Source organism: Hydromonas duriensis, from assembly GCF_004363775.1.
Classification (GTDB): domain Bacteria; phylum Pseudomonadota; class Gammaproteobacteria; order Burkholderiales; family Burkholderiaceae; genus Hydromonas; species Hydromonas duriensis.
Genome location: NZ_SNZE01000010.1, coordinates 45,737 through 59,052 on the forward strand (window position 1 = coordinate 45,737; position 13,316 = coordinate 59,052).

The 13,316-nt window shown below is 48.4% G+C and carries 10 protein-coding genes; 8 read left to right on the forward strand and 2 right to left on the reverse strand.

From position 1 onward, the window contains the following. Positions 1 to 18 precede the first annotated feature (18 nt). The 7 genes from glmU (at position 19) to DFR44_RS06140 (ending at position 7,988) form a co-directional block, all read left to right on the forward strand. A complete protein-coding gene (glmU, locus tag DFR44_RS06110; protein WP_133620214.1) occupies positions 19 to 1,380 on the forward strand; it encodes a bifunctional UDP-N-acetylglucosamine diphosphorylase/glucosamine-1-phosphate N-acetyltransferase GlmU in 1,362 nt (453 codons plus the stop codon). 153 nt (positions 1,381 to 1,533) lie between these two features. Next, positions 1,534 to 2,220 carry a response regulator gene (locus DFR44_RS06115; RefSeq protein ID WP_162845182.1) on the forward strand — a complete coding sequence of 229 codons (687 nt, stop codon included), beginning with the start codon at positions 1,534 to 1,536 and terminating at the stop codon, positions 2,218 to 2,220. A 14-nt stretch (positions 2,221 to 2,234) separates the two neighbouring features. Further along, positions 2,235 to 4,004 carry an ATP-binding response regulator gene (locus DFR44_RS06120; protein WP_133620131.1) on the forward strand — a complete coding sequence of 590 codons (1,770 nt, stop codon included), beginning with the start codon at positions 2,235 to 2,237 and terminating at the stop codon, positions 4,002 to 4,004. A gap of 82 nt (positions 4,005 to 4,086) precedes the next feature. Further along, positions 4,087 to 5,940: a glutamine--fructose-6-phosphate transaminase (isomerizing) gene (gene glmS, locus DFR44_RS06125; protein ID WP_133620133.1), complete on the forward strand. Its 1,854-nt coding sequence runs from the start codon at positions 4,087 to 4,089 to the stop codon at positions 5,938 to 5,940. A 15-nt stretch (positions 5,941 to 5,955) separates the two neighbouring features. Beyond that, positions 5,956 to 6,270, forward strand: a complete 315-nt coding sequence (locus tag DFR44_RS06130; protein ID WP_133620135.1) for a LapA family protein — start codon at positions 5,956 to 5,958, stop codon at positions 6,268 to 6,270. Between the two features lie 162 nt (positions 6,271 to 6,432). Continuing rightward, positions 6,433 to 7,632 (forward strand): lipopolysaccharide assembly protein LapB, encoded by a 1,200-nt coding sequence (locus tag DFR44_RS06135; RefSeq protein ID WP_133620138.1) that lies wholly within the window; start codon positions 6,433 to 6,435, stop codon positions 7,630 to 7,632. A 68-nt stretch (positions 7,633 to 7,700) separates the two neighbouring features. Then, positions 7,701 to 7,988, forward strand: coding sequence for a ComEA family DNA-binding protein (locus DFR44_RS06140; protein ID WP_133620140.1), 288 nt, complete (start codon positions 7,701 to 7,703; stop codon positions 7,986 to 7,988). A gap of 78 nt (positions 7,989 to 8,066) precedes the next feature. Here DFR44_RS06140 and miaA read toward each other — a convergent pair whose 3' ends face one another. Further along, positions 8,067 to 8,990, reverse strand: a complete 924-nt coding sequence (gene miaA / locus DFR44_RS06145; protein WP_133620141.1) for a tRNA (adenosine(37)-N6)-dimethylallyltransferase MiaA — start codon at positions 8,988 to 8,990, stop codon at positions 8,067 to 8,069. A 47-nt stretch (positions 8,991 to 9,037) separates the two neighbouring features. After that, positions 9,038 to 10,240, reverse strand: a complete 1,203-nt coding sequence (locus DFR44_RS06150; RefSeq protein ID WP_133620143.1) for an MFS transporter — start codon at positions 10,238 to 10,240, stop codon at positions 9,038 to 9,040. A gap of 148 nt (positions 10,241 to 10,388) precedes the next feature. Here DFR44_RS06150 and uvrA point away from each other — a divergent pair, with 148 nt between their 5' ends. Next, complete coding sequence (gene uvrA, locus DFR44_RS06155; protein WP_133620145.1) at positions 10,389 to 13,262, forward strand: excinuclease ABC subunit UvrA; 2,874 nt, start codon at positions 10,389 to 10,391, stop codon at positions 13,260 to 13,262. Positions 13,263 to 13,316: the final 54 nt, after the last annotated feature.

Here is a 13,316-nt window from a genome sequence, read left to right on the forward strand (position 1 = left end):
TTTGACGGAATATGTATGTTGAATATAGTGATACTTGCGGCGGGTAAGGGGACGCGTATGCGTTCTAAATTACCCAAGGTCTTGCATCCTTTGGCGGGCACATCGTTGCTCGGACGTGTCTTAGACACCGCACGCAGTTTGGGTTCGGAACAGCTTTGCGTTGTGGTTGGTCATGGCGCGGAGCAAGTGCGTGTTGCAGTCAGTGCCGCCGATGTATCGTTTGTTGAACAAACGCCGCAGTTGGGGACTGGGCATGCTTTGCAGTTGGCAGCACCTCAGCTTAATGATGCGTACCCAACTTTAGTGCTTTATGGTGATGTGCCTTTAACACGCCTGTCTACGCTGCAAAAGTTAGTCAAGGCGGCTGAAGATGGAATGGCTTTGCTGACGGTGTGTTTGCCCGATCCTACGGGTTATGGACGGATTGTTCGTGATGAGCAACACAAAGTGCTACGGATTGTCGAGCACAAAGATGCAAGTGATGCGGAAAAAGGCATTAATGAGGTGAATACAGGCGTGTTGATTGCGCCGACCGTTCAGTTGAAACAGTGGCTGGCGCAATTGTCCAATGATAACGCTCAAGGCGAATATTATTTGACCGATGTCATTGCGATGGCTGTGCGAGATGGTTTGCCTGTTAATACAGCGCAACCTGATGCTGCATGGGAAACATTAGGTGTCAACAGCAAGTCGCAATTGGCGGAGCTGGAGGCCATTTGGCGAGCAGAAGTGGCGACGACATTGTTAGACGCGGGCGTGACTTTGCTTGACCCTGCGCGCATTGATGTTCGTGGTCGATTGACATGTGGCACGGACGTTACGATTGATGTTGGTTGTGTGTTTGAGGGGGCTGTTGTTTTGGGTGACGATGTCTCTATTGGACCGTATTGCGTCATTAAAAACTCAACTATTGCCGCAGGCACTCAAGTGGCCGCTTTTAGTCATATTGATGGCGCGACGGTGGGAGAGTCAGCCAGGGTAGGGCCTTACTCACGTTTGCGACCCGAAGCTGTTTTGGCGAATGAAACGCATGTGGGTAACTTTGTGGAAGTCAAAAAAGCATCGATTGGTCATGGTTCTAAGGTCAACCATCTGTCTTATATCGGCGACGCGACAATTGGTGCTGGAGTGAATGTGGGGGCAGGGGTCATCACTTGTAATTATGACGGTGTCAACAAGCATCAGACGGTTATTGGCGATGGTGCGTTTATTGGCTCTGACACCCAGTTGGTTGCACCTGTTGTGGTTGGGGCTGGGGCAACGATTGGCGCAGGCTCAACGATTACCAAACAAGCACCTGACAATGTGCTAACTTTGTCCCGTGCAAAACAAATTTCACTTGAAGGTTGGGTTCGACCAGTGAAAAAAGCTAAGATTTAATCCGTGTTTAGCGCAGTTTCGAACGGGTGAAATGTTGGCACTATTTTTATCATAAGGATAAACGTACTTTAGTACGTAGGCAGTAGCCATGCTGTAACCTCATGGTCAATGGGTGGTTTTTAATTGATTTGTTTAGTAAACGAAGGAATGGTCATGGACTATAAAATTTTAATCGTGGATGATCACGGTTTGGTGCGTGCAGGTTTGCGTCCAATTTTGGATGACGCTTTAGGCGGCAAATGCGCGCTGATTGAGGCGGAAACGTTAAGTCAGACTCTTGATTTAATGAGTACGGAAGCCGATTTGGATTTGGTCTTGTTAGACTTGACTTTGCCTGACGCGAGTGGTTTGGCGGCACTTGAGAAAGTACGTGCTCAATTTCCTCATATCCCTGTTGCTGTTTTGTCAGGTCAGGCGGATACGAATTTGATTCAAGCTGCTTATCGTCAAAACATTTCTGGTTTTATCATTAAAAACGCTAAAGCTGAAGTTTTGGTCTCAGCTGTGCGTTTGATTTTGTCAGGTGGCGTTTATATTCCACCAGAGTTGTTGACTGCTGCGATGAATACGCCTGAACGCAAACGTACGCGTGCTGAACGCCATTCGGGTGGTGACAGCTCTCAATTGACACCACGTCAACAAGAGGTCTTGTATTTGATTACCAAAGGTTGTTCAAATCAAGAAATTAGCGACTCGGTTGGTGCAACCATCGGCACAGTAAAAAGCCATGTGGTCGGTATTTTGCGAGCTTTGGGTGTACACTCTCGTACGCAAGCAATTAACTTGGTGCATGAAAATCCAGATATCTTGGGACAGTATCGCCCTGTATCGAATAACTAATATTGAAAAAAGTGATGCCATTTAAAATATGGAGTTCATTTCTCAGTGAGCAAGACCGCGTTTTGTATGAACAAAACGTGCGTCTTCTTCTGCGCAACTTGCCTTTGTTTACATTGGCCAATTTTCTCGGGTACATTATTTGTACCCTTGTTTTTGTTAATGCGTTTTCTCTGGGTTTGCACCTGATTTTTGGTATCTCAATGTTACTGGGTTCGATTACGATATTCGTAGTTATTCCAAATCGAGAAACTCTGTTTACAGAGGACCGCGAGCGCGGGGTTCGTCGTCTTGTTTTGGCGTATATCTTGGTCATTGCGTGGTGGGCGGTTTACTTCTCCACGGCTATGAAATACGCGGATGTGTTGCGGATGCAGCAATTTTCAGCCTTGATTACTATGCTCTCGAGTATTGCGGTGATTTTGGTTGGACGTTTTACGCGTCTGTTTACTTTGTGTTTTTGCGTTGCTGTGGCGTATATTGTGTATCGCTATCTCAACATGCATGATGAATCTTTTCGTTTCTTGGCTGTTCAGATTTTATTGACGGCACTGGCACAACTGTATTTTCTAAGAACGTTGAATGAGCAAATTGCCATTGCGTTGTATGTCAAAGATGAAAACAGTGGTTTGGTTGAGGCTTTGCAAAATAAGAACGAAGCCCTTGAGCAAGCCAACTACTCTCAATCACGCTATTTGTCGGCGGCCAGTCATGACTTGCGCCAGCCATTACACGCTTTAGCGTTGCTGGCAAATGATGCGCAAAGAAAAAACACCAATCTTCAGTTGAGCGAAACTTTGCAAAAAATGGAGCAAGCAATTGACTCTCTAAGTCTCTCTTTTAATGCAATGCTGAATTTGTCGCGCTTAGATGCAGGTGTGGTTAAACCACAGTTCACGCGCTTCCCAATCCAGCGTCTTTTTACCCGCTTAATGGTTGAGTATGCGGACATGGCCCAGCAAAAAAACCTTAGTTTTAAAATTCATCCATCTCAAGCATGGGTGCTTTCTGATGAAGGCATGTTGTACAGCATTTTAGGAAATTTCGTCAGCAATGCGCTGCGCTACACTGACAAAGGTGGCGTATTGATTGGTGTGCGCCATGATGCGGGGCAAGCATTAAAAATCATGGTGTATGACACGGGGTCTGGGGTGCCCTCTGAAAAGGCGAAACAAATTTTCCAAGAATATCAAAGGCTCGAGGCTGCAGAGCAGCGTGTTAAAGGTGGCGTCGGGCTTGGGTTGGCTATTTCTGAGCGTATGGCGCGACTGTTGGGCGCACGGTTACTGGTTAAATCAATACCTGAGCAAGGTAGTTGTTTCGGATTGATGGTGCCGAAAGTGTTGGCGCAAGAAGATGTTTTGGCCGACTCCGCACCGATTCAAGATGTTTTGGCGGGTAAGCGAGTGGCTATTATTGATGATGATGAAATGGCGCTGGAAAGCCTGAATGAGCTTTTAAGCAGTTGGGGTATGGAGGTGTCTATTATTTTATCATCGGACATGTTGGTTGAATCGATTGCTGAAGAGGGTGATTTTGACCTTGTGATTTCAGATTATCACTTGGGCATGGCTCACGAAACAGGCTTAGATATTTTGGCTGAAGCCCAAAAAATTCAAAAAATACCGCCTCGACGGTTGCTGATGACTGGAGATACGCGCACCGAGCTGGCGGCTGAGGCGCAAACGCTGGGTGTAAGCGTATGGTACAAACCTTTACGCCCCGTTCGTTTTCGTGCTTATTTGAATACCATGCTCAATAGGACGGGTGAAACGATTGACATTTAAATGTCTATAATTCAGATGCCCGCAGTCTAATGGTCGCGTTATAATAAGCATATCTATTTTTAAAAACACAAAAGGACAAGATATGTGCGGAATTGTAGCAGCGGTCGGCAGCAATAATATCATTCCATTACTTATTGATGGACTCAAAAAACTCGAATATCGTGGCTATGACTCAACGGGTGTTGGTTATTTGACAGCCAATCATGAAGTGGCTGCGGAACGCTCCTTGGAGCGCGTTGCGCAACTTGAAGCGCAAATCAATACAAAACAATTAGCAGCACAAGTGGGGGTGGCGCACACCCGCTGGGCCACTCATGGTGCGCCCGCTTTGCGCAACGCACATCCGATGGTGAGTAATAGCAAAGGCGTGAGCTTATGCTTGGTGCACAACGGCATCATTGAAAACCATGATGAAATACGCACTGAGTTGCTTGAGGCAGGCTACACCTTCACATCAGAAACAGACACTGAGGTCATGACGCATTTGATTCATCAGTACTGTGTCAGTGGTCTTGATTTGTATGAGGCGGTCTATCAGGCGAGTAAACGACTGAAAGGTTTGTATGCCATTGCGGTCATGCGAGCGGAAGAGCCACATCATATTGTGGGTGCGCGTCATGGTGCGCCATTGTTGATTGGTGTGGGTGAGCGAGGCAACTACTTGGCCTCTGATACCTCTGCGCTGTTGTCAGAAACACGACAAGTGGTTTATCTCGAAGACGGTGACGTGGTTGAAATTTGTTTAGACGCATACCGCATTCGCACGGCTGATGGCTCTTTTGTTGAGCGCGATGTGCATGAAAGCGAGCTGTCTGCGGATGCGGTCAGCTTGGGCTTGTATTCGCATTACATGCAAAAAGAAACCTTTGAGCAACCTGAAGTGGTTGCTAATACACTTCAGATGGTCAGCGGCGCGCAATCAATTAGCCCATTATTATTTGGCACACAAGCCGATGATGTGTTCCGCAATACGCAAAACATCCTTATCCTTGCCTGCGGTACAAGTTATCACGCGGCAATGGTTGCTCGATATTGGATTGAAGAAGTCGCGCACATTCCTGTTAATGTTGAAATAGCCTCCGAGTACCGTTACCGCACCAGCGTACCGTTGCCGAACACCCTCATCATCACCTTGTCGCAATCAGGCGAGACGGCTGATACCATCGCGGCATTGCAACATGCCAAAAATGTCCACAACGGCTTGGCCGCAACAACGTTGTCCATTTGCAATGTCCCCGAATCGGCTTTGATTCGCCAAAGTCAATTGCGGTTTTTAACACGTGCGGGCCCAGAAATTGGCGTTGCTTCTACCAAAGCATTTACCACTCAGTTAAGTGCTTTATTTGTGCTGACCTTGGTTTTAGCCAAAATCAAAGGCAGCTTGTCAGTGGCGAAAGAGGAAGAGTACCTCAATCAGTTGCGCCACTTACCCGCAGCAATGGCGCAGGTTTTGTTGCTGGAACCACAAATTATTGAATGGGCAAAATCCTTTGTCGATAAACAGCACGCTTTGTTCTTAGGGCGCGGCATCCATTGGCCGATTGCTATGGAAGGCGCGCTTAAATTAAAAGAAATTACCTACATTCACGCTGAAAGTTACGCTGCGGGCGAACTAAAGCATGGCCCGTTGGCTTTGGTTGATGAGCGCATGCCTGTGATTGCGATTGCCCCCAACGACACATTGATTGAGAAACTCAAATCGAATTTGCAAGAGGTGCGTGCTCGATCGGGCGAGTTGTATATTTTTGCCGATCGAGACACGTTTATTGAGCCTGCCGAAGGCGTTCATGTGATTAATTTACCTGACCATGCGGGCTTTTTGTCGCCGATTTTACACACGTTGCCTTTGCAATTGTTGGCTTATCATACGGCTGTGGCGCGTGGTACGGATGTTGACAAACCGCGCAACTTAGCCAAGTCGGTGACGGTCGAATGACGAAAGGGTATTCAAATGGTTAAATTCTCTACATGGGTTGTCCTTACTTTTATTGCTATTATTTTGTTGTGGACGGTTTTAGGCGACATCACCCCTGTGACATTTGGTTTGGCAGATGAAATTCCACAAAAATGGATTGCATCAATATTCTTTATTTTGGGTATTTCTTTGGGCTGGTTGCTGATGTTGCCAAAAAATTTGGCTTTACGTTGGACTGGGCGTCAATTGCGCAAAGAGATTGAGCAACAAAAATTGGCTTTTGAACGAGCGAATGCCGTGTCTGCTCCGCAAAGAGATACGGCGATTGATATGCCACCACTGACAATGTAAATTCTCTGGGAAAAGTGAAAACAAACTTTTCCCATCGTTAATTGCAACAATTGTCACCATAAGCTTTGTATTTAAAATTAAAAAAAATCAGTAGAGGTCATATTTTGTATTGTTTGATTCATCACGCCCACTCAACGGGTTTTGCGCATACTTTGAGGTCATATGGATATTGAAGTGTGGTGGCTTTTGGCTTTGCCTCTTTTTTTTGGACTGGGCTGGTTTGCTGCGCGTGCTGAGTCGCGTCGGCAGATTGCTGAGACCAAGGTTTTGCCTCAATCGTATTTTAAGGGCTTAAACCATCTGCTGAACGAGGAACCCGATCAAGCCATTGATGCCCTGATTGATGTCGCGCGTGTTGACACGGGGACGATTGATTTGTACTTCGCATTAGGTAATTTGTTTGGTCAACAAGGCGAAGTCGAGCGCTCAATTCGGGTGTATCAAAGCTTACTTGAACGACCCGACTTGCCCGAGACCGCCGCACAGAATGCATGGTCAAAACTCGGAGAAGCTTTTTTAAAAGGCGGGTTATTTGACCGAGCAGAAGATGCATTCAAACAATTGCTCAATGGGCCGTTGCACACCCACGCTCAGACACAGTTGCTTTATATTTATCAGTCGCAACAAGAATGGATGCAAGCGATTGAGATTGCTCAGAGCATGAGTTCAGCCGAAAGCACCACGATTGCATTAACGCATTTTCATTGCGAGTTAGCCGTGCAAGACATGCAGAAAAAAAACTGGCTCGGTGCTGAGCGAGCGATTGATGCCGCTTTAACCCTACGCCCATCGAGCATAAGGGCGAATATCCTAAAAGGACGCTGGTATGCGCAGCAACAGCGCACCGATGAAGCACTGGCCGTTTGGCAGCAATTGGCGCAAGCGCAGCCGAAGGCCGTACCCTTGATGGTCAACGATGTCATGACCGTATTTGAGCTACGAGACCAAGCGCAGCAAGGCATCGACTTATTGTATGACAGCGTCATGCAAACGGGTTCGCTGGATGTGTTGAATGCTTGGTTGTCTGCGCAAGACAAGCACGGTAAGTCCTCACAAACTTTAGAAAAGCTGGAACAAATTTTTAATAAACATCCGTCTCTCAATGCGTTGGATAAGCTGTTAAGCAAACGTTTGAGCCTATCCAATCAGCACCCTGCCCAGCGCGAGTCCGCCATTATTCAACAACTCATTAAAAAACAGGTACAACGTTTATCGAAATACCGTTGTGAACACTGTGGCTTTGAAGCGGTACACTACTACTGGCAATGCCCCGCATGCACGCGGTGGGAAAGTTATCCACCTCAACGGCTAGAAGAGCTGACGCAGGCTCAACGTTCACGCGGACAAGTGAACGGTTATTAATTATTAATCATAGACCCAAAAAAGAGTAACTGCTTTTTTGGGTTTTTTCATGTTGATAAGGGAGGCGTATGCGTTTTTCAATGTTAAAACGAATGGTTGTCGTGCTTGGTCTTTGCTTAAGTGTGACGGCACAAGCTGTGGACATTAATGTGGGGACACAATTTCAATTGGAAGCCATACGAGGCATTGGACCAAAAATGGCAGAGCGCATCATCAACGAGCGCAACGAACGCGGTTTATTCAAAAGCTGGGATGATTTCAGCGCTCGTGTGAAAGGCGTGGGCGATAAAAAACTTCAAACCATGCAGGCGGATGGTTTGACGCTCACTGCTGATGTGACTGCCAATCCTAAATAGTAAAGTGAGTGGTTGAGGGTGTATTGTGTATGCGATAAGTATTTTTGACGTTGATTTGCTTTGATGCTTGGTCAGCGGTCAAATATTTAAATACATTATCAACGATTCAGCATTCTCAAAAACATGCAGCTCTTTCATTGACCGCAGCCAGGTCAATTGCCGTTTGGCGAGTTGGCGGGTGGCGGCTTGGCCTTTTTCAATCAATTCATCCAAGCCGTATTCGCCATCTAAATGTGCCCATGCTTGGCGGTAACCGACACAGCGCATGGAGGTCATATTTGGATTTAAATCGCCACGTGCGCGTAAGGTGTGCATTTCATCTAAGAAGCCATGCGCCAACATCTGAGTAAAGCGGGCGTTGATGCGTTCGTGCAAGAGGGCGCGGGGTTCGGGAATCAATGCAGTCAAAATGGGTGTGAATGGTAAATCAGCCTTGTTGTCGCCTTGTTCGGCGATAACGGCGGACATCGGCCGACCTGTTAAATGATAAATTTCGAGGGCGCGTGAAATGCGTTGCGCGTCGTTTGGAAAGAGGCGGGCGGCGGTGATGGCGTCAATTTGTGCCAATTCGTCGTGCAGGGCAGGCCAGCCGATGGCGGCGGCGCGTTGGTCGATGTGCTGGCGAAATGCCGCGTCTGCGCTGGGCAGTTGGGTCAGTGGCTCAAGCAGTGCTTTGACGTACAGCATCGTGCCGCCGACCAGCACGGGAACTCGCCCGCGTGCGTCAATCTCTTGAATGAGGCGCGAAGCGTCTTGTGCGAATTGTGCGGCGGAGTAGGCTTCAGTGGGCTCAATGATGTCGATGAGGTGATGCGGTGCGCATGCTTGTTCAGTAGCGCTTGGTTTGGCGGTGCCAATGTTCATGCCTTTAAAAACCAGAGCCGAATCGACGCTGATAATCTCGATGGGCATGAGGCGTGCCAACTCTAAAGCGGCGGCTGTTTTGCCTGAAGCGGTCGGGCCTAGAATGAACAAAGCTTTGGGTTGAGTGGACGTGGACATTTTATCTGGCGTGGTTGAGGTTTAAACGGGGTTTGAGAAAGCTAAGGTTAGCGAGCAGTTGTCTTTTGCAAGTGCATGAGCAACCATGCAAACGACAAAGCCGCAGTGGCGATAAATAAACCCAGTGCGCCAAAATGCACGTTCAGCCACGCGCCGCCTGCCGCTCCCGCAAATAAGCCCAAGGCTTGAACGGTGTTGTACACGCCTGCCGCCGCACCTTTGGTGCTTGGGTGGGTGAGCTTAGACAGTAACGAAGGTTGTGTGGCTTCGAGGACGTTGAAGCCGATGAAGAAAAGCAATAAAGCCAATGCAACGCCGATAAGTTCGCCAATGTTCGCCGCCAAGCCCAGTTGTGCAACGCCGACCAGTACAATAGACAACGCCATAATGATGTGCATTTTGCCGTATTTTTCAGCGCGAATAATTAACGGAATCATGATGCCCATGCTGATGAGAATGACGGCGAAATACAACCACGCGCTGTTGCTGTGGCTCATGTTCAAATCACTTAAACGCTGGGGTAAAACCACCCACATGGCCATTTGCACCGCGTGCAAAACAAACACACCGATGTTCAGTCGCCATTGTTTAGCATCGGTTAGTACTGTTTTTAGGCTGTCGCGACCATTGATGGGCGTATTTTTTTGTGCAAAAGGGATGCTCAATACCAAGCCGATGGCGATGAGGGCGAGCGTGGCGATGAGGATGAAAATGCCAAACATGCCGATATATTCAAATAAAACAGGCGCAACAATGAGCGAAGCTGCGAAGGTCAGCGCGATGCTCATGCCAATCATGGCCATGGCCCGTGTGCGCACCTCATCACGGGTGGTATCGCCGACCATAGCGACCACCACGCTGCTGATGGCACCCGCGCCTTGTAAGGCGCGCGCGCAGGTTAGGCTGAACACATTGTCGGCATACGCGGCCCAAAGCGCACCAGCGGCAAACATTAACAAGCCCAATGTGATGACGCGTTTACGCCCCCAGATGTCTGACGCCATGCCGTAGGGAATGTACAACACTGCTTGGGTTAAGCCATATGCGCCCATCGCCCAACCTGCGGCAATGGCGCTGGTATGGGGGCTATTGATGTCTAAAAAAGGAAACGGCCCCAGTGGTAAACCGCTGGCGTAAGGTATGAATATCGGTAAAACCACAAATAAACCAAACATGCGCAAGGCAAAAACCAATGCGAGGCGAGTGCTGATGCTGCGCTCAATGGGGGATAAAACGGCGTTTGTAGACATTGTGAGTGAAAAAATAAGACGGGAGTAAACACTGCATGCGCCGCGTTCAACGTGGCACATCCCTGTAAAAAACGTTATAGTAACAGGTTTGTTGCGTTTGCTTTATGTTCAGTTGTTCGGCGCGACCGTTTCGTTTTTTGGGATACCCATGAGCAGTGAAATCAAAATCCGTGGTGCGCGTACGCACAATTTAAAAAACATTTCCTTGGATTTGCCACGACAAAAACTCGTGGTGATTACGGGCTTATCAGGCTCGGGCAAGTCAAGTTTGGCGTTTGATACCCTGTACGCGGAAGGTCAACGCCGCTATGTCGAAAGTTTATCGGCGTATGCGCGGCAGTTCTTGCAGCTGATGGAAAAGCCCGACGTGGACTTGATTGAAGGCCTTTCGCCTGCGATTTCCATTGAACAAAAAGCCACCAGTCATAACCCGCGCTCGACGGTGGGGACGGTGACAGAAATTCACGATTACTTGCGTTTGTTGTTTGCGCGCGTCGGCACGCCCTATTGCCCGACCCATGATGTGCCTTTGGCTTCGCAAACCGTGTCGCAGATGGTGGACGCGGTCATGGCGCAACCTGAGGGCACTAAATTAATGATACTCGCGCCTGTGGTGGTCAACCGCAAAGGCACGCATGAGGACTTGTTTGCCCAAATGCAGGCGCAAGGTTTTGTGCGTTTTCGCATCCGTTCGGGTGGGGGCACAACCAATGTCAGCGCGGCGCAGATTTATGACGTGGACAGCATTCCGACGTTAAAGAAAAATGATAAACACACGATTGAAGTGGTGGTGGACCGCGTTAAGGTACAGCCTGACATCAATCAACGGTTGGCGGAGAGTTTTGAAACCGCTTTGCGCTTGGCGGAAGGCCGCGCCTTGACCGTTGACATGGACAGCAACGCCGAGCAATTATTTAGTGCGAAATTTGCCTGTCCTGTTTGTGATTACGCCATTGCTGAACTCGAGCCGCGTTTGTTTTCGTTCAACAACCCGATGGGTGCATGCCCTGAGTGTGACGGATTGGGCAATGTCACTTTTTTTGACCCGAAGCGCGTGGTTGGTTTTCCAAGTTTGTCTTTGGGCAGTGGCGCGATTAAAGGTTGGGATAAGCGCAACACCTATTCTTTTGCGATGATGCAGGGTTTGGCGGCTTTTTATCATTTTGATATTGATGCTCCGTTTGAATCATTAGCCGAGGAAGCACAGCAGCGTATTTTGTACGGTTCAGGTCGCACGATGATTCCGTTCACATACTTGTCGGATAAAGGACGCGCCGTGGTGCGCGAACACACTTTTGAGGGCGTGATTCCCAATTTAGAACGTCGTTATAAAGAAACCGATTCCGCCACCATTCGTGAGGAGTTGTCAAAATTACAAAACGTGCAGAATTGCCCTAAATGTCAAGGCACACGCTTGCGCGAGTCGGCGCGTCATGTGCGCGTGGGCGAGGGCAAGATGGCGCGGACATTGCATGAAGTGTCGCATTTATCCTTGCGCGACAGTTTGAACCATTTCCAAGCGTTGACACTCAAAGGCGCAAAGAAAGAAATTGCAGACCGCGTGATTAAAGAAGTGGTCGCTCGTTTACAGTTTTTGAATAATGTGGGTTTGGATTATTTGTCGCTGGAACGCAGCGCGGACACCTTGTCGGGAGGTGAGGCGCAACGGATTCGCTTAGCGTCACAAATCGGCTCTGGTTTGACAGGCGTGATGTATGTGCTGGATGAACCGTCCATTGGTTTGCATCAACGTGACAATGACCGTTTGATTGAAACGCTTAAGCATTTACGTGATTTGGACAACAGTGTCATCGTGGTTGAACACGATGAGGACATGATTCGTGCCTCGGATTATGTGGTGGACATGGGGCCAGGTGCGGGCGAGCACGGTGGTGTTGTGGTGGCGCAAGGTACGCCTGAGGACATTGAAAAACACCCAACATCGGCGACAGGGCACTTCTTGTCGGGTAAACGCCGTATTGAAGTGCCGAAAAAACGCCGCACGCGCGATGAACGCGAGTTGGTGATTTATGGGGCGAGTGGCAATAATTTAAAAAATGTAGATTTGCATTTACCCGTCGGCTTGTTGACCTGCGTGACGGGGGTGTCGGGGTCGGGCAAATCCACTTTGATTAACGAAACCTTATATTCAGCGGTGGCGAAATCCATTAACCGCGCCAGCTCGGAAGAACCTGCGGCGTTTGAACACATCGAGGGCATTGAGCATTTTGATAAGGTGATTAATGTCGACCAGTCGCCCATTGGTCGAACACCGCGCTCAAACCCTGCAACCTATACGGGGCTGTTTACCCCTGTTCGTGAATTGTTTGCAGAAGTACCCGCAGCGAAAGAACGTGGCTATCAACCAGGTCGATTCTCATTCAACGTCAAAGGCGGTCGTTGTGAGGCCTGCCAAGGTGACGGCGTGTTGCGCGTAGAAATGCATTTTTTACCCGATGTGTATGTGCCATGCGATGTGTGTCATGGTAAACGCTACAACCGTGAAACGTTAGAGGTACAGTACAAAGGTAAAAACATTCACGAGGTCTTGTTAATGACGGTTGAGCAGGCGCACGAATTTTTTAGTGCCGTGCCGACCATTGCACGTAAGTTAAAAACGCTGCTCGACGTTGGCTTGGGTTACATTACTTTAGGTCAGTCGGCGACGACTTTATCTGGAGGCGAAGCGCAGCGTGTCAAATTGGCGTTGGAGTTGTCCAAACGTGATACGGGTCGCACGTTGTATATTTTAGATGAGCCGACCACGGGCTTGCATTTTGCCGATATTGAATTACTGTTAGGCGTGATAGCGCAATTAAGTGGTCATGGCAATACGGTGGTTATTATTGAACACAATTTGGATGTGATTAAAACAGCGGACTGGGTCATCGACATGGGGCCTGAGGGCGGTGCAGGTGGTGGGCAAATCATTGCACAAGGCACGCCTGAAGAGGTGGCGAAGTCGGAGCTGAGTTTTACGGGGAAGTATTTAGCGCCGTTGCTGAAAAAGAAAAATAGCTGATAAATGTGTGCAGTTGAACGATAATGCACACTCTTTGCAATCAAAAACCAAAAC